Origin of the sequence: Polaribacter vadi (genome assembly GCF_018861005.1) — a bacterium.
GTDB lineage: Bacteria > Bacteroidota > Bacteroidia > Flavobacteriales > Flavobacteriaceae > Polaribacter > Polaribacter vadi_A.
The window spans coordinates 1-17,819 of sequence record NZ_JAHKQL010000013.1 but is presented as its reverse complement, the minus strand read 5'-3'; the positions used below and the strand labels follow the sequence as shown (position 1 = coordinate 17,819).

22 protein-coding genes are annotated in these 17,819 nt (G+C 28.3%); all 22 read right to left on the bottom strand.

Annotated elements, in window-relative coordinates; all coding sequences use genetic code 11:
* Positions 1 to 157: 157 nt before the first annotated feature.
* The 22 genes from KO506_RS06960 to KO506_RS06855 all read right to left on the bottom strand — a co-directional run bounded on the left by KO506_RS06960 (position 158) and on the right by KO506_RS06855 (position 17,773).
* Positions 158 to 673, bottom strand: coding sequence for a hypothetical protein (locus KO506_RS06960; protein ID WP_215994181.1), 516 nt, complete (start codon positions 671 to 673; stop codon positions 158 to 160).
* Between the two features lie 225 nt (positions 674 to 898).
* Positions 899 to 1,423, bottom strand: a complete 525-nt coding sequence (locus tag KO506_RS06955) for a hypothetical protein (protein ID WP_215994180.1) — start codon at positions 1,421 to 1,423, stop codon at positions 899 to 901.
* A gap of 178 nt (positions 1,424 to 1,601) precedes the next feature.
* The gene (locus KO506_RS06950; RefSeq protein ID WP_215994179.1) at positions 1,602 to 2,189 is read right to left on the bottom strand and encodes a hypothetical protein; all 588 of its coding nucleotides are present in this window, start codon (positions 2,187 to 2,189) and stop codon (positions 1,602 to 1,604) included.
* A gap of 166 nt (positions 2,190 to 2,355) precedes the next feature.
* Complete coding sequence (locus KO506_RS06945; RefSeq protein WP_215994178.1) at positions 2,356 to 3,072, bottom strand: DMP19 family protein; 717 nt, start codon at positions 3,070 to 3,072, stop codon at positions 2,356 to 2,358.
* Positions 3,073 to 3,240: 168 nt separating this feature from the next.
* On the bottom strand, positions 3,241 to 3,459 hold the full coding sequence (locus tag KO506_RS06940; protein WP_215994177.1) for a hypothetical protein: 219 nt from the start codon (positions 3,457 to 3,459) through the stop codon (positions 3,241 to 3,243).
* A 2-nt stretch (positions 3,460 to 3,461) separates the two neighbouring features.
* Complete coding sequence (locus KO506_RS06935) at positions 3,462 to 3,839, bottom strand: DUF4844 domain-containing protein (protein WP_252726811.1); 378 nt, start codon at positions 3,837 to 3,839, stop codon at positions 3,462 to 3,464.
* Positions 3,840 to 4,062: 223 nt separating this feature from the next.
* A complete protein-coding gene (locus KO506_RS06930; protein ID WP_215994175.1) occupies positions 4,063 to 4,605 on the bottom strand; it encodes a hypothetical protein in 543 nt (180 codons plus the stop codon).
* Positions 4,606 to 4,752: 147 nt separating this feature from the next.
* Positions 4,753 to 5,523, bottom strand: a complete 771-nt coding sequence (locus tag KO506_RS06925; protein ID WP_215994174.1) for a hypothetical protein — start codon at positions 5,521 to 5,523, stop codon at positions 4,753 to 4,755.
* Complete coding sequence (locus KO506_RS06920; protein WP_215994173.1) at positions 5,516 to 6,091, bottom strand: hypothetical protein; 576 nt, start codon at positions 6,089 to 6,091, stop codon at positions 5,516 to 5,518. The genes KO506_RS06925 and KO506_RS06920 overlap by 8 nt, the downstream gene beginning before the upstream one ends.
* 182 nt (positions 6,092 to 6,273) lie before the next feature.
* The gene (locus KO506_RS06915) at positions 6,274 to 7,506 is read right to left on the bottom strand and encodes a type I restriction enzyme HsdR N-terminal domain-containing protein (RefSeq protein ID WP_215994172.1); all 1,233 of its coding nucleotides are present in this window, start codon (positions 7,504 to 7,506) and stop codon (positions 6,274 to 6,276) included.
* 189 nt (positions 7,507 to 7,695) lie between these two features.
* Positions 7,696 to 8,763 (bottom strand): HEPN domain-containing protein, encoded by a 1,068-nt coding sequence (locus KO506_RS06910; RefSeq protein WP_215994171.1) that lies wholly within the window; start codon positions 8,761 to 8,763, stop codon positions 7,696 to 7,698.
* Positions 8,764 to 8,925: 162 nt separating this feature from the next.
* Positions 8,926 to 9,510, bottom strand: a complete 585-nt coding sequence (locus KO506_RS06905; protein WP_215994170.1) for a hypothetical protein — start codon at positions 9,508 to 9,510, stop codon at positions 8,926 to 8,928.
* Between the two features lie 631 nt (positions 9,511 to 10,141).
* Complete coding sequence (locus tag KO506_RS06900) at positions 10,142 to 10,396, bottom strand: hypothetical protein (RefSeq protein ID WP_215994169.1); 255 nt, start codon at positions 10,394 to 10,396, stop codon at positions 10,142 to 10,144.
* Positions 10,383 to 10,895: a hypothetical protein gene (locus tag KO506_RS06895; protein ID WP_215994168.1), complete on the bottom strand. Its 513-nt coding sequence runs from the start codon at positions 10,893 to 10,895 to the stop codon at positions 10,383 to 10,385. Before KO506_RS06895 ends, KO506_RS06900 begins: the two co-directional genes overlap by 14 nt.
* A gap of 165 nt (positions 10,896 to 11,060) precedes the next feature.
* Positions 11,061 to 11,723, bottom strand: coding sequence for a hypothetical protein (locus KO506_RS06890; RefSeq protein ID WP_215994167.1), 663 nt, complete (start codon positions 11,721 to 11,723; stop codon positions 11,061 to 11,063).
* A gap of 163 nt (positions 11,724 to 11,886) precedes the next feature.
* On the bottom strand, positions 11,887 to 13,008 hold the full coding sequence (locus KO506_RS06885) for a DUF4917 family protein (protein ID WP_215994166.1): 1,122 nt from the start codon (positions 13,006 to 13,008) through the stop codon (positions 11,887 to 11,889).
* Between the two features lie 105 nt (positions 13,009 to 13,113).
* Positions 13,114 to 13,749 carry an SMI1/KNR4 family protein gene (locus KO506_RS06880; protein ID WP_215994165.1) on the bottom strand — a complete coding sequence of 212 codons (636 nt, stop codon included), beginning with the start codon at positions 13,747 to 13,749 and terminating at the stop codon, positions 13,114 to 13,116.
* A 166-nt stretch (positions 13,750 to 13,915) separates the two neighbouring features.
* Positions 13,916 to 14,668 carry a hypothetical protein gene (locus KO506_RS06875; protein WP_215994164.1) on the bottom strand — a complete coding sequence of 251 codons (753 nt, stop codon included), beginning with the start codon at positions 14,666 to 14,668 and terminating at the stop codon, positions 13,916 to 13,918.
* A gap of 172 nt (positions 14,669 to 14,840) precedes the next feature.
* Complete coding sequence (locus KO506_RS06870; protein WP_215994163.1) at positions 14,841 to 15,614, bottom strand: hypothetical protein; 774 nt, start codon at positions 15,612 to 15,614, stop codon at positions 14,841 to 14,843.
* Positions 15,615 to 15,744: 130 nt separating this feature from the next.
* On the bottom strand, positions 15,745 to 16,194 hold the full coding sequence (locus KO506_RS06865; protein ID WP_215994162.1) for an HAD family hydrolase: 450 nt from the start codon (positions 16,192 to 16,194) through the stop codon (positions 15,745 to 15,747).
* A gap of 212 nt (positions 16,195 to 16,406) precedes the next feature.
* Positions 16,407 to 16,802 carry a hypothetical protein gene (locus tag KO506_RS06860; RefSeq protein WP_215994161.1) on the bottom strand — a complete coding sequence of 132 codons (396 nt, stop codon included), beginning with the start codon at positions 16,800 to 16,802 and terminating at the stop codon, positions 16,407 to 16,409.
* Between the two features lie 530 nt (positions 16,803 to 17,332).
* Positions 17,333 to 17,773, bottom strand: coding sequence for a hypothetical protein (locus tag KO506_RS06855; RefSeq protein WP_215994160.1), 441 nt, complete (start codon positions 17,771 to 17,773; stop codon positions 17,333 to 17,335).
* Positions 17,774 to 17,819: the final 46 nt, after the last annotated feature.

The window sequence follows — 17,819 nt, the reverse complement described above, 5'->3', positions numbered from 1 at the left end:
TCCGGATAAGACAAGCTTGTGCCTAACGTTGTTGTGTAGGAAAAGTTGCGGGTTTAAGCACTAAAGTTAGTAAATAAAACACAAACCAAGAAAATCTGAGAGGATTTTCGCAAGTAAGCTAAAACAAGCAATTTTTTTTACACGGTGTTAGCAAATGTTAATTTTCTTTCCAATAACTTAATCTTCTATAAATTATAGAGTCTTTTTCGTTATTCCAATTTAGTTGAATATCTAATTCAACTGTATCTTTAGAAATTTCATTTATAACCTGGACAAAATGTTTTTCATATTTTCCCTCTTTCTGATCGTGAAATTTATAACCATATTTTTCCAATTCAGAATTTAATTCCGTAATATTTTTATTTGAAATTTTTATTGAACGAATTTTGTTATAATCTTTTTCTCCCTTGACGATTAATGTATCCAAAAAGTATTCAAATCCTTTTGCGACAACATTATTCCAATCATCTAAATAGATTTGGTAATAATTTCTCAACCTTCCTTTTTTCTGTTGTAAATTAAACCATCCACAACCAGCAGATATTGTATCACAACCATCTTTTGTGACTTCTCTTATTGAAATATTAAATTCTTTATCAAAAGCATTATATGTTGGTGAAGGTTTACAACTATTCAGCGTGATTAAAATTAAAATAATAATACTCTTTTTCATTTTTCAAGGTTTTCGTTTGTAAGAGATTATTCAGTTTTTTAAGTTTACTTATTCAACAAGTTTGAGTCGTTTCCACAATATTTGCTAACGTTGTTGTGTATTGAAAGTTGCGATTTTGTGAACGAGGAATTTCCAGCGGAAATTCAGCAGTTTGCAAAAAAGCAACAAGCTTTAGTTTTGCTAAATATAGCAATTTTTAATACACGGTGTTGGCTACTGGCTTTTCTATTTAATATTATTTATAACAAAATCACTGAATACGTTTTCATATTCTTCTAAATCGTAAAATTCAAGCTTTTTTAAATTATTAGTAGAATTTTTGTTTTTGATTTGAATTTTTGTTGATATGACTAATAAGCCAGTGAATATCTTGATGAATTTTACAATTAGTTTGTCAAAATTTTTAATAAATAATCTTGTTTCTAAAATATCAACATTATTATTACTTAAGTATTTTTCGTGAAATGAATGAACAAATAGATTTCTCATATTAAGTAATTCTTGAAATTCAATAACATCAAATATAGGTAATTCAGTTTTTAATATATTCATTAAACGTCCTAAGGTTTTTTTCGAAGTATTTGAATTACTCAAAATACTTTTCTCATCTAATTCCTCAATTTTATATTTTTTTTTAATTTCAACTTTTAATAGTGATATAAATAGTTTAATTTGTGTTTCAAGTATTTGTGTTTTAATTAATATTTTTCCAATATTCTCAAGATCTTTCTCTGCTAGTTTTTTTCTCATATTATTAATTTTCACATATTACTTTTAGCTTGTTGCCAACGTGTTTGTATATGGTTTGTTGCGTGTTTAAGCACCTAATTTAGCAAATACAAACCAAATAGAAAATCCGCTAGGATTTTCGTAAGTAGGCTAGAACTAGCAATAAATTATATACGGTGTTGTGCGTTCGTTTTTTTTATCAATTACATCCAATTTTCGGAAGACATAACATTGGTGGTAAACCTCCCAAAATTGATATTCCTACTTTTTCAGATTCCAATTTAAAATATAGAATATTATTCTCAATCTTTTCAGGCAATTCGTTCGGTAAACTCATTCGATAAATAATTGCCTTTTCCAAATTATCACTCAAAAAAGCTATGTTACTTATTCCACGAGGTGATTCCATTTCTCCAATTCCGATAATTTTAAAATTCTTGATTACGTGATAAGAATTCTGATTATTCAAATCCCTTAATTTTCCCAAATAAGTAATTTCAGTTTTTGAGTGTAATTCTGTCAATATTTGCTTTTCCAAAATTTTGTCTTTAGAAATAAATTGTTTGTAAAAATGTAATTCCGATAAACCAAAAGCATACTTTTTAGTCAATTCTTTTCCGTTCATATTTTGATTGAAAACTAAAGTATCCAAAATTATGTCAGATTTATTCTTTTCCGTTTCTGCTTGATGTTCCGCAATTCTGTTATTCCACGTGTCAATTTGTTTCTGCTTTTGATTACAACTAATCAACAGAAATAAAATCGGTAAAAAAAGAATTTTATTCAAACTCACAATGTTTTTCTTAAATGACGCACAACGTTGTTGTATAAGATTAGTTGCGTGATTTAAGCATTAAATTTAGCAAATAAATCACAAATAGAAAGTCCGCGAGGACTTTCGTAAATTGGCTAAAACCAGCAATTAATTTTATACGGTGTTGTAGCACGTTTTTTTATTCAGTACTATAAAAATTATTTCTATTCGCTTTTACATATTTAGTTAAGTCCTGCTGATATGTTTTTACAAAACTTTCCTCATAAAAATAATTCTCAATTTTTTCTGCTGACGGAAGTTCTTTGTATCCTTCTGCAAATGCTGTAAATCGTTTATTCCAATTACTCTTATTATTCTGAAATTTTGAATATAAATCTTGAATTGTATTAAATTTTCCGAAATACTCATTCAAAACTATTTCATAATCTGTAGCCAGTTTTTCCATTCTAGTTTCTTTCATTCCTTCTAATGCGAGTATAGACAATTCTGGGTAATTAAACAGAAATTGATAAACTCCTCCGTTGTTGACTTGAGATTCAAAGTTTATTAGAGTGAAATAAATCCTCTGTTCTTTAGTTAATTCATTAAGAAAATCAGCGTGAGTTTGATTCTTTTCCCAATATTTATTTGTTGAGTAAATATCATTGCAAATTTTCTCACAAATGTCATAATGTTCATTGTCATAAACTCCCCATTCCTTATCATTCCATTTTTGCTCAATTTCAGAAATCCAATTTTCAGGTAATAAAGGAAGATGTTGAGTAGATTCAGATTGAGAATCAAGTCGAACAAATTCTGTCATTGCGTTTTCAGGATTATTTGATTTATTTCTCAAAACTAGAAATCCGACAACTAAAATTAAGACTACAATTATGATTATAATTCCTGTTTTCATTGATTGGTTAAATGTGCTACAACGTTGTTATATATGGTTTGTTGCGTGTTTCAAGCAACTAATTTAGTAAATAATTACGGACAAAGAAAGTCCGCGAGGACTTTCGTAAGTAGGCAAGAAGCCAGCAATAAATTATATACGGTGTTGGCAACAGTTTTTTATTTCAGGTTAAAATTTGTTTTTTAATATTTGCGGACTATCTCCAATTACAAAATCACAAATGTATGAATGAGTTTGTGAGTTAATTAGATTTGGAGAAATATCACTAAATATTTGTAATGAATTTTCGTCAATGTATAATTTGCAATTTTGATTTAGTTGATTGATAATTTTATTCCATTCGGAATCTGATAAATTTTTCAGAAATGTAATTGTATCATTTGTCATATTTAATTCTCTTTTTTAATTTCGTTTGGGTCAAATCCGTACATAAATTTATTTAATTGTCCATTCGAACTTTCCAATTCAACAATGTCCATTAATTCTTCAATGTATGTGCAAACTCTTTCACGGCCTTCAGTATCTAATTCCAGATAAATTTTCGCAAACCTCGAAAGTCCAATTCCTATTTTTTCTTGATATTTTTTGTCAGTTGGTTTTTCCGATTCCGCAACAGTTTTAAAATCAGTTCCGATTTGATTTATTTTTTCCGTAAAAATTGGTCGCATTTTTTCGTCCGCAATTCCAGGATAAAAATTTTCTTCTACGAACTTTTTCTTTGCAAGAAATTCCGCAAACTTTTCATTCGCTTTTTCTGGTGTTTTCATTTCGGTTACATTTTGTCCGCAAGCAGATAAAGTTAAAAACAGAATTAATATTTTGATGTATTTCGTCATTTCTCAAATTGTTGCCAACGTGTTTGTGTATGTTTAGTTGCGTGGTTAAGCAACTAAGTTAGCAAACTTTTACGAACCCGTGAATATTCCGCAGGAATATTCGCAAGTAGGCAAGAACCTAGCAATTAATTATACACGGTGTTAGCAGTTGTTTTTATTTCGTTGTATATATATCAAATGTTTCTTCAAAATTCAGTTTCACGTGTTTATTGTCAGAAACTCCAAGTCCAGTTAACGAACCTTCAAATATTGTCAAGTTCAAATTTCCAGAATTGAGTCGAATAAAGTTCAAATATTTTTTTTGTCCTTTGACTTTAGTTCCATTTATTTCAAATTCGTCTTTGTCAATTCCAAATTCAATAAACTCAATTTTTTGCGATAAAAGCTTTCCGAGCGTTTCGTCCAATTTCGTTTCATAAACTTGCCACAAATCTGGTTCATTCGCTTGATTATATTCTTTCAGTTTATTCGAAAGCAATAAATTTTCACACAAGTTTATTTTCAGATGGTTACCGTCAAAATCGCCTTCAATTTCCAAAAAATAGTCAAAGTCAGAAAACGTAATGAAAAAAATCCAAGGTAAATAGTCATCATTATGTCTATCCTTATTAAAATCAACTTGGTATATTTTTCCGACAGTCTTTCCGTTAAGTTTATTTAACCAATTTCCTATTTCTCCATTTAGTTGAAAGTTCATTGCGTGTTGTTCTTAAATAACTGCTAACGTGTTTGTATAAGATTAGTTGCGTGTTTTAAGCAACTAATTTAGCAAATACAAACCGAATAGAAAATCCGCGAGGATTTTCGTAAGTAGGCTCGTACTAGCAATTAATTTTATACGTTGTTATGTGCTTTTTTTTAATTCTAATATTAACTTTTCAGCCTCAATTCTTCCTGTTGGTGACAAAATGCAATTTCCATTAGCTCTAAATTCAAGAAATCTTTCTGAATGAAGCTTTTTAATTAATGTTTTGAAATTTGAAGCATTTTTATATTCGATTATTTCTCTCAAATCATCAATATGAGTCTTCGAGGAATGGTAGAGAATTATTAAAACTTGATTTCTTGCTGATATTTTATTATTCAGAATTCGAGTGAAATCGGAAGTTTTCCATACTACTTCAACATTCCTTTCGACAATATTGTCTATCAAATTTTGCGTGTCAACAATATCCAAATTACTCTTTAAGCGTACAATTTCAGATAATATCCATTTAACTGAATATAAAATTAATGTAGCATCCATTTCATTAGGTGAAATGTCTTTAATGTGACCTACGCCACGTTTATTTCGAATGTTATAAGTTGATTTTAATATTCTAGGAATAAGCATCCTAAATGATTCGTGAATATGAGTTTGTTGTTCGTAAAAACTTAATACGGAATCTGAAAAATTAGAAAGTTTTTGACTGAATAAAGTATAAGTGCCACCATTAATTTCGAATTCAATTAATCTTCTTATAGATTCTACAAAATGCCCTGCATCTAATTCACTAGGTTTCCATTTTTGAACGAAAAAGTTACTTTCGATTTCCGAATAAGATTCCAAAACTTTATCAGCAATATTTGAATCATAATTTGACTCTAGTATATCCCAAACTTTTTTTCTATCCATTCGATTCTATAGACTTGATTAGTTCTTTAGCTGCTTTTTCTCCTGGTCTTGTTATTGTAATTGTTCTTGATTTTCCAGAACCCTTATCAATATAAAGTTTTGGGTTTCCTGTTTTAATGTGAGAAGAAAAGTTTGCTGAATCCAAACAAGCGTGTATTTTACAGATATTGCGTATGTCTTCAACGTGGGTTTCGTTAATTCCTTGAGACTTTTGTCCATATGCATATAAAAGTGAAGCATTTAAAGTCTTTTTAGAATCAGTACTTCCGGGAATATCGCAAATGATATTTATTTTCTCATTGTCAATTGCATAAACGTCAGGATGAATTTCTGAAATATCGTCAGCAGATACATTTTCGTCAGCTGGTTTTTCGGTTTTAGTAGAGCTATTACCATTGTTAGAAGAATTAGCTTTAACTTGTTTTTCCTTATTATCAAAATCTGTCAAAGTTCTTTCAATAACAGACTTGAAATTTTCTATTTGTTGAGTAACAAATAATTCAGAGCCAGATATCTCAAATTTACCTTCATTCAAGGAAATTGTAATTTTAGCTTGATTGTTGTCCATATTTTAAATTTTTCTAATGTTGGTTGGTTTTCAAATTGCACATAACGTTGTTGTATATGGTTTGTTGCGTGTTTCAAGCAACTAATTTAGTAAATAATTATGGACAAAGAAAGTCCGCGAGGACTTTCGTAAGTAGGCAAGAAGCCAGCAATAAATTATATACGGTGTTGTAAGTAGGCTTTTTAATTATCGTTTATTGAAACATATACTTTTTCAATTCCTTTGTCTTGCCAATTTCCACTTCTAAACTCTTTTTTAGAACGTAAATTCCTAATTACATTTGAACTTTCTTTAAATCTATTCGCATTCCATATCTTTTTTGTTTTGTCTCCGTTTTCATAAAATGTTGTTATGTAAGCTTGTTTCTTTGTTAATAATTCATTTTTAAAATCAGATTCGCTTTTCGGATTTAATTCAATTGGTAATGTTTTTGAATAATCTGCTGGTTTATTTACAGAATATCTTTTTATTCCATCTTTATCTAAATTTATTATGAGATTAAAATGTCTTTCTCTTTCAATCCTTACAGGTCGATTTTTCCCACCTAATTGAGCAATTATTGTTTTTCTCATTCCTTTGTCATTTCTGCCAGGAATTAAAGTTGTCAATTCTTTCAGAATTTCTTCTTGTGTTTTAGGTTGTGCTGTAATTATTCTTTTAATACTCGCTATAACTTCTGGTTCGGCATTATTCTCTTTTGAATTTTGAGAAGTAATTAATTCAATTTGTTTATTTTCCTGCAAAACATTTTTGGAAGTGATGTTGATGTTTATTTCGTTTAATATATTTTCAATTAAATTATCGTCATATTCTTTTAGAAATTCTTGTTTGATTAATTCTCTAACTTTTTCTTGAAAACTATTTGTTAAAATCTTCTCTTTAAGTTTCTTTGAATTATTTTTCCTTTTTATTCTTTCTAAAGATTTTGATTTATAATTTTCAAGAGAAGTTTTGTTGAAAGTAGATTTAGAAAATACATTTACAAATTCAATTGCTTTTTTATTTTCCCTTTTAAATTCTATATTTTCAAGTAGAATTGGATTTTCTTGACCAGAAAATCCGTCATAGAATATTTGAATTCTTTGTCCAATTAAAATACCATATTCTAATTTTAATTGGCGCATATAAGAAAAAAGTTGTTGCTGAAAATTTGAATTTAGAGGTAAGTTCGGTTGTTTTATTTCTATTACAAACAATCTTTCTTCTTCATTAGATCTTATTACAAAGTCAGGTGTAATTCTATTATTTGCTCCAATTCTGATTGAAGGTCTAATTTCCACATTTCCTGAAAACTCTTTCCATTCAAGAACAGTTAAAGCTTTTATAACATTGTTTTCATAATCTCTTTCGCTAATATCTGATTTAATATTTTCAAAAAGATGAAAGCATATTTCATTCCATTTTTCAGTATTCATATTTTTCTTTAATGTTCTAAATTCTATATTTTGTTCGGATTTTAGCTTACTTACAACGTTGTTGTATATGGTTTGTTGCGTGTTTAAGCACCTAATTTAGCAAATAAAAACCGAATAGAAAATCCGTGAGGATTTTCGTAAGTAGGCTAGAAGTAGCAATAAATTATATACGGTGTTATGTGGGGTTTTTTATATGTTTTCTATCTCTGATTTTTCGTATGTTTTACTCGTATATTGAAATTTTCCAAATTGGAATTTTGATTTTAAATTTAGTTTTTTTTCGCATTTATATTTATCAGAAAATTCTATAAGTTTACCTTTGGAACTTATTTTATCGATGTTTTTTAAAAGATTATTATAAATATTAAATATTAAGTCATCAGTAAAAATTAAATCTTCTTTTGTTATATCTTCATATTTTCCATCGTGAACATAATCACATCTTTTTTTATATATATCATTTATTTTATCTTCGATTTTTTCTTTTTCCCATTTGTCACACCAATCTAAAAGATAGCTAGATCTTTCAATAATTTTTTCTTTTATTTTTCCATCTTGATTTACTAATAACATTTCTAAAGCTATTACATTCTTTAGAAATGATTCAGGAATATCGTGAGAATTTAAACTTTTACCTACTATTTTTGCAACAGAAATCAATAAATTTTTCCACTTACGATTAATCTTGATTTCTCCATTTACTATTTTTAATAATTTATGAAAGTGAAAACTGTTATGGAAATTCTTCCATCTTTCATTTAATTCAAGAGGTAATGGGTATTTTGATTTATTTCCCAATATTAAACGTAAATTTTTCTTGTCAATTACTAAGGTTCTATTATTAAGTGCATATTCCGAGTTTTTAATATCAATTTTGGAATTAAATTTTCGTGTTGAATAACCAAGAGTAGAAAAACTTATTAAGTTAATGGCATCTTCAATTAATCTTATGTTAGAATTGTAATTCTCTTTAGGAATTCCTGAAAAATTCAAAACAGCATAAGTTTTGGAAGACTTGAAAAAATCCTTAATTCTTTCTTTAAACGAAGTGGGATTATTCAATCCAATTTCACTCAATTTTGAAACTGGCACTTTAATTCCAATGCGCTTTCTGATTCTTGGTAATTTATTTCTAGTAACAAAAATAACGTTACCTACTTTTATTTCGTTATTAATTGATTCTGTAAGCCAAAGTCCTTTAATCGGAACTATGGTTATCCAATTACTATTAAAATCTAGTTTGTTATTCTTTCTCATTATTTTTGTTGAAATCCCACATAACGTGATTGTGTATGGTTAGTTGCGTATTTAAGCAACTAATTTAGTAAACAAAAACGAACGCGAGAAAATTCCGAAGGAATTTTCCAAATAAGCACTTGCCAAAGCAATTAATTATACACGGTGTTGTAAGCAGTTTTTTTATTCGATTTCTTTTCTCACTAATTGAAATATTTTATTCAATATTGAGTTTTGATTAATTTCATAATTGTCATTTGGTGTTTTTTCATCTATCATTTTTTCTCTTAAATAAAATTCATTCACATTTTTTGTCACTTTTCCATTTGCTAAATGAATTTCAAATTTCGTTTTACAATAATGATCAACTTCTAATTCAACAGTTTCTTCTTCTCCTTTTAAATTTATGTAATTGTGACTAATTGGTAAAATTTCAGAATCTTTAATTTCATTAATATGTTCTTTCACAGTCTCTATAAATTCAGGATTTTTCAATTCTATACTATTGAAAATATTGCAGTCAGAAAATTTTCTTTTGAAATACTTTCCGTTTTTACTCCAGAATAAATAATACGGTCTTTCGCATATTTTTCCATCTTTATTTTCAAGAATTAATTCACCAATGCAAAATTGACTATATTCAATAATAATCTCTTTTTTATTATTTAAAAGTTCTGATTTGAAATTCAAATACTCTAAACTCTTTTCTTGTCCATAATTATTAATTACAGAAAGAAATAGAATTATAAATTTCAATATGTTCTTCATTTTGAGTTTGTTCGGTGAATTGCTTACAACGTTTTGGTGTATGATTTGCTGCGTAAATTTAGCAAAAAATAACTAAAGTTTACAGACTTTTACGTTTGCGAGGTTTTTCACAAGAAAAACCGAAAAAAGCAGTGAATTATACACTGTGTTATGTTTTGTTGCGAAACATTTGAGTGAGCACGTTTAGATTCCGTTTTCAATTTTTTTCAGCATTTTTTGAATTCCTTTTTTTAAGCTAATTTTCATTTTAATAAAATTAAGATTTTAAGATATAATTCCAACGTTTTAATTCCGCAAAGATTTTCAATTCCGTTTTGATTTGTAATTCGCACGAGATTTTTCACGTAAAATTTGTTTTTCACTTTATTGCAAATATTCCCAAGTTTAGAAAATTCCAGCGTTTAAATTTTCGCATTGACTTGAGTTTTCAAAATTCGCAATAGACTGTTCAGCAATTTTTTCCTACGTTTAGATTTTCCTGAGCAATAAAACATAACGTGTGCGTGTATTACTTAGTTGTGTGGTTTAAGCAACTAAGTTAGCAAACATTTACGAACCTGTGAATATTCCGAAGGAATATTCGCAAGTAGAGATTAATACAGCAATTAGTTATACACATTGTTAGGCACAGTTATTTATCATACCACGAGTAAACTAATTCCGTTATTTCCTCTACATCATTTTCATTCACAGAAATTCCATACGTAGTAATTAATTCGCTTGTTATTACTCTTTTTATTTTTTCCAATTCGTAACCATTTTGCAAGTCAAGAATTAGTTTTTTGCTTAATTTTTTAAAAGAATCGCTTTTACCAGATTGCATAATATTGGTCTGATAAATGACTTTACTCAATGCATTAATGTTATGTTGGTCAAGAACTTTCACTCAATTTTTTTGATGTGTTAATTAATTCCGTTGTCTTTTTAACTGTCCTATCATTATGTGTTTCCCAAGTGCAATATTCAGTCAGATTTTCATTCAGTCCAATTAGTAAATTCCGATGTCCATTATACCAAGTCTCTGGTTTTTCTGATTCGAACCAATTCCGTAAGAGTGGGATTCCGATTTCTATTAGGAATTTTTTAATCCGTTTATTGTTCTCTATTTCAACCGCTTTTAAATTTATAGTCCATTTGTCTAAAGGTTTTGAGTAAGTTCCAGAAATCACTCTCCAAAACCCTAAAAGGTCTCTTGATTGTCCTTTCATAGTTCTTCCATTCCAACCAGGAACAGAAACTCCCATTCGATGACCTTTTTCTTTGTTAAATGAAATTGATAAATCGTTATAAATTCCAATTCCGCTCAACATTTCCGAAATCTGTTTAGTTCCGATTGAGTGAGTAAATCCTTTAATTGGATGCGATTTGTAACTTGTCTTTATCAATGTTGGTTTTAATTGTGTCTAACGTATTTGTGTATGGTTAGTTGCGTGGTTAAGCAACTAAGTTAGCAAACTTTTACGAACCCGTGAATATTCCGCAGGAATATTCGCAAGTAGGGAAGAACCAAGCAATTAATTATACACGGTGTTGGCAAATCGTTTTTATTTTTAATCTGTATCAGAAGCTAATATTCCAATGTAATAGTCTTTAAGAGGATTATAAACTGTCCAAAAATGAGTTCCCCAAAACTCTTTTCCGTCATCAAAATAATTAGAGCAATCGGTATTCCATTTCATAATCTCGATTTTATTCAAGTCTGAAAATAAAAATTCGCAGAAGTCAATAAAATATTTTCCTGTTTCAAATATGCTATTAGATACTCTAAATCCGTGAACTGGGTCTAAAAAAGCTTGAGCAAAACCTATTGTGTACAATTCAGACGTATTATTCTTGTAACGTTCGGAATCACGAATGTCAACTATATTTTTATTAATTTCTTTACTGTCAAAATAGAATAGGTTGTTTAGATTAGTAAATCCTCTTAATATAGGTTTCTTTAGTTTGAAATCGAACAATGGTCCTAAAAACTCTTCAACTGAAATTTTCTTTCCACTATCGTTCATTTTGTTTTCATCAAAATCTATTTTGAAGTATTGGCTGTTTTTTTGAAGTTCAAATATTGAACTTTTTGCAGTTAGTAAATGAGAATCATATTCGGTAACTTTTTTATCAAGCTTGAAAATTTTAAAGTCAATTCGACCACCATAATTATCAAATTCTTTCAGCTTGTCGTTTATCTCCTTATTTTCAAGTAATTCTATGTTTTTCAAATCAGATTACGGTTTTTCTCAAATGTTTGCCAACGTTGTTGTATATGGTTTGTTGCGTGTTTAAGCAATGAATTTACTAAATAAAACACGAACGGCGAAATTCCGAAGGAATTTCCCAAGTGAGCTAAAACTAGCAATAAAGTTTATACGGTGTTATATACCGTTATTTATTCCAAATTTTTGCAGTACTTGCATTATATATATTCACTTTACAATCAAATTTATCTTGAATAGATTCAATATGTTTTAAATCTGATTCTGAATATACACCTATGTAAATACTAAATAATTTTCCTGTATTTCTATTCTCTTTATTAAATTTTGACGCTTTATTCAGAGCTTCAATAATATGATTATCATATTCTCCAAAATTAAAGCCAAATGTTACTAATGAACCTGAAATACTTGAAAGTTCATCGTAAGTGTCAGTTAAATATTTATTATGTGAAATATGATTTAATTTTTCTTCTCCATTTCCAGCTGTAACAAAAATAGGATAATGCTTGTTGTCTAATCTCTTTTTAATATTTTCAAGCAAGTATGTATTATTGCTATAAATTTCTTTAATAATATCTATTCCAGAGTCAAATAGGTGTAAAGCTCCGTGAACATAAAATACACTTTGTTCAGATTTATTTGGTCCCCAAGTTAATTCTGAAAATTCAGGTTCTGCACCTCTTTTAACATCTTCTTCATTCTCAAGCTCTTTTCCAAATCCGTCAATTGCATTTTTAGATGAATTTCTCATTAAAACCCAATAAAGTAACAAATCGTAATTTGTTGAAAAAATTTTTCCAGAATTATCAAGAAAGTCAGATAAATATTTAAAACAAGATTCACTTTTTTCATCCGGAACTTCAAATACGTGTTCGGGATGAAGTTCTTTAATTGCATTAATTAAACTTTCTTGTAATTCTTTGTTTGCAATTCTTAATTTTTCAGTAAATGATTTGTCTGAACTAAAAGCCTCCGCCATTTGAATGAAGTTGTCAATCTGTTGCATTACAAGTTCAAAATTCTTTGTATTTATGATATTGAATAGTTTTGTGAGAACTTCATTATCTAAATTTTCTATAAAAGAGTACAATGCGTTGTATGAAAAGATTTCCGAATCATAAGACATACTAAATCCATTTCCAAGTAGTAAATGTTTCGTTCTTTTCTTTTTTTTCAAATATTCACAAACATCCTTATATGATGGTAATTCTTCAATTTTCATTTCTTTTTCGATTTTTTTTGGTAATGGTATATAACGTTGTTGTATAAGATTAGTTGTGTGTTTCAAGCAACTAATTTACAAGATTAATCACGAACGGCGAAATTCCGAAGGAATTTCCCAAGTGAGCCAAAACTAGCAATTAATTTTATACGGTGTTACCTGCAGGCTTTTTTATTCAGGTAGCCAAAACTTTATTGATTTTGCGAAATTAGGGTTACTTTCAAAATCAGATTCATTTTCAATATTTTCAAATATTTCTTTTCCAATTAATTTACTGATATTTTCAGACCAAAAAATTATATCATCTCCATACATAGAAAGTATTTGATTGTTTTCGTCCAAAATCAAAAATCGATGTCCTGTAATTGGAAAGATTTTCGGTATTTCAATATTTTCTATTTTTCCTCCATTACTTTCATAAATCCAGTTAATGTTTTCTCGGATTTGTTCCAAATTTTCTGGATATGAATAGTAAATCGGATTAAAATTAGGTTCTGTTCCGTTTGAACCAAATATGTTTATTCCTTTTTTATCTAATCCATTCATTGTTCGATAGAAATTTTTCAAATCTTCTGGAAATTCAATTTTCATTTGAGTTTGAAAATCAGAGAGTTCATTTTCAGAAAGTCCATTTTTCCATTTAGTTCCTTTTTGAATCTGAAATCCAAAAATCTCTGGATTAATATCCGTATTATTCCAATATTTTTCGCTTAAACCTCTTATTTGTTCAAAAAATTCAATCGAATTATTAGGAATTGGTAAATGATAGTAATTATCAGGATTTTTCTTCTTTTTAAAGATTTTCATTTACTGTTCGGATTTTTTAGCTTGCAGGTAACGTGTTTGTATATGGTTTGTTGCGTAGTTTAAGCAACTAATTTAGTAAATAATTACCAACCAAGAAAGTCCGCGAGGACTTTCGTAAGTAGGCGAGAAGCCAGCAATAAATTATATACGGTGTTGTGGTGCGTTTTTATATTCCTAACATTGGTTTTACCATTTCATAAATTGGTGAAGAAAGTAAACTTGTAAAAGTTCCAATTCCAATATCTTTAATTAATTCTCCAATTATTAAAAGTCTATTTTTAATATCCTTTCCATTATTTAATTTACTTTCAGCTTTTTCTATTTCTGTGGATAATTCTTGACTTTCAGAATTGTTAATTTCTTTTAAGTCTTCACGAATTAATTCAAACACTTTAGCTATATCTTCGTTTGAATATTTAATTTTTTGAGTTTGTACAGAATTGTCAGAATTAATCTGAAATTGAGTTGGGGAATTTATGTCTCCAAAATCCATTCTTAATTTGCCATTATTTTTTTTCTTGTCTGCCATATTTTTATCTAACCAATCAGTGATTAATTCTTGTTGAGTTTCGGAATTTCTCTTTTTTATTATTAAAGGATATACAATGTATTTAATGTGTTTTATATACTTTTCTTCTTTTCCATTTTGTTTTCCTACGTAATAATCTTTGTGAAAATTCAAAATTTTTTCTAAATCATAAACTGGTTGAAAACTCATTAATTTGTTTGCAAATTGTTCATCATAATCTTTTGTTGTTGTTTCTCGATAAATTGTTTTATTTGAGTAAGTTCTTTCTCCCCAACCACCTCTACTTGAATTACCGACTATTGCATAAATCATTTGGTTTCCTAAATTACGTAATTCAAATTCGGTTTCAGATAGATTTTCGTTACTACTAATTAAATAAAATTCGTTCATTTTCTTATTTATACTAATGTTCGTTTAAATGCACTACAACGTGTTTGTATATGGTTTGTTGCGTGTTTTAAGCACCTAATTTAGCAAATAAAAACCGAATAGAAAATCCGCGAGGATTTTCGTAAGTAGGCTAGAACTAGCAATAAATTATATACGGTGTTACCACACGTTTTTATTCAAATTTCTTATAATTTTCAGTCCAATATTTTTCTATAAATTTCCATTTATTCTCAAGGTCTTTATTCTTAATCGGAATGAGTTTTATTTGTTTCTTATTTTCTCCGTTAATTTTGTAAATATAAATTCCGTTGTCATTTTCATTGTCGCATTCTATAGCGTGGATATTTCCAATTTTTACAGCTTTATTTTCTTTTAAATAATATAAATCGCTATCCCAATTCGAGTCAGCACAACCACTTCTTTGATAAGAATAGTAATAATCCGTGTTTTTTATTTTTATCGAAGCTGGAAAGCTTGAAAAGTTCTCTATTTCTGTAAATTGCTTCAACTTTGGATTGAAAATGAGAATTTCATTCACTCCAGGAACATTTGTCATAAAATGCAGTTCAATATCTAAAAAACCATCTTCGTTAAAATCTGTGAATATATATTCTGAAGGATTGTTGTCGTTTTTGTATAAAATATCTCCTTCTGATGATTTCAGAGTAAATAAATTATATTGTTTTAGGCAAGTTTTGAATATTATGCCATTTTTAGATTGTTCTTCGCATATTGTCAATTCTTCTTCACCTATTTGTTGGTTAACAATAATTTCCTCCGTTTTTCCAGTTACAATAAATCCGTTTTCTTTTATTACGATTTGTTTTTGAGAATCTTCTTTTACTCCTTTTGCAAAGCCATACATTTCAACTCCGAAATATGTAATTCCGATAATTATAATTCCAATTATTGTTATTAAAATACCTTTTTTCATTAGTTCGCTCAAATGTGTGGTAACGTGTTTGTATATGGTTTGTTGCGTGATTTAGCACGTAATTTAGCAAATAAAAACCGAATAGAAAATCCGCGAGGATTTTCGTAAGTAGGCTAGAACTAGCAATAAATTATATACGGTGTTACCCAACGTTTTTTATTCCGCTTTTTATTTTTTCAATCCAATTTTTATCGGTCGGTTCAACAATAATTGCTTTAAAATTTAATCTTTCACTCTCGATTCCAACACCTTTTAAATCGTCAATATGTAAGTCAAAATCAAATGCTGGTGGAAACTTGGATGAGTTAATATTCCGAGATTTTAAAACTTTTCGGTTTTCTTTTTCGTTTACAATTCGGCTGACTTTTATTCCGTAATATTTTAAAGTCAATCGTATTTTTCTTTTAGTTCTAAATGATGTTGTATAAATATGAATTTCGTGACCTTGGTTTTGTAAATCAGAAATCAATTCACGAGTGCCTTTCCGCATTTCCTCAATTCCAAACAGTTTTGCAATTCCGTTTCTGTTTTCAGTTTCAAATTCCTTTTCGTTCGGAATTAGTGTGCTGTCAAGGTCAAAACTTATATTCATTTATTTATGTTCCAATATTATTTTCGGTTCGATTCCCGTGATTTTTGGCAAATGTTGGGTAACGTTGTTGTATAAGCTTTGTTGCGTTGTTTAAGCAGTGAATTTACTAAATAAAACACGAACTGCGAAATTCCGAAGGAATTTCTTAAGTGAGCTAAAACCAGCAATAAAGTTTATACGGTGTTGTAAAACGTTTTTTTCTAAATTCAATTTCAATCATAAAATTCAATTTCTTTTTTATAGAATATTAAACAAATGATTAAGGCTAAAATAGATGCTAATATATCAAAAAAATCAAATTTCATATTCTGATTAATAAATCGTTCTAACTCCATAAATATTACTAAGATTAATGTTGTTAAGAATGAAATAATAATTATTTTTCGAAGACTCTTTTTATTTTGTAATTTAAAAAGAAAAAGACAAGTAAGAAAAGTCATTATTGCTCCTAAAAAATTAGGAATTATTCCGAGTATAAAAACTAAATACTGATTAGATTCACTATTTGAAAATACCTGTGGACGATAAATTTTCTGATTAAAAATATATATTATAAAAGAAATTAAAACGATTAATGGTTCTTTAACTTTTTTTAGAATTAATTTCATTTAATTAATTTGTGCTTTGAGTTCATTCCATTCACTTATTTGTAAATGTTATATAATTCTGAATCTTTCATTTTTCTCATTTTGAGTAATTTACGCAAACTTATTTAGTAATGTTTTAGAAACGGTGTTGTAAAATGTTTTTTTATTCAATTAGCTTTCCGTTTTCGTAGTTTTCTTTTTTTGTTATAACTCCATTTTCGTTAAATATTTCCACTCCAATTTTTTTCATTTCTTGGTAATTCCCAGTTTTCATTGGTTTTCCATTATTGTAAAATTTTTGAAATTCAGCTCTATAAGTATTTTTACTTTATCTCTTATTTTCTTGTCCAAAAGTTATTGTTGAACAAAAGATTATTATTAATGCTAGTATTTTTTTCATAATGTTTTACAACGGTCTCGTATAACCGTCAGTTACGGGTTAATATGCATTAATTTTCGGTTTAGCACTGACTATTGCAATTCCGAGTGGGTTCGGACGAAGTCGAATCCGCCGTAATTGCGGTTATACATTGTTGTACGCTGGCTTTTTTTCATTCCGCTATTAATTCCGTTTTGTTATTTTCTTTTTTAATTAAATATATTATTCTGCCGAAATACATTAAAAATGGAATTCCGCTTCCCAATGTAATTGCAAACAGAAAACTATCATATTCCCAAGCTCCATAACAAACAAAAAGGAATGAAATCAGCATTAAAGTCAGTCCGCTATAAATCCAGTTCTTTTTGTTTAATATATTCTTTGAAAACAATAGTGAAATTGAAATCAGTTTTCCAATTAAGGAAACCAAAGCAATTAAAATTAGACTGCTTTCAAAAGGATATTCTTTCTGAAAGTCAAATCCGTTTTTGATTAAAGTCGGAATACTTATAAATTCGAACATTACCATTATTCCGTAACCGTGTCCAGCAGGAACTCCAATCAGAATTATTGAGTTCAGAATTAAGGTTATTATTATTGCTCTTTTTATCAATTATAGTTCGGTTTTCAGCTTGCGTACAACGTGATTGTGTATTGAA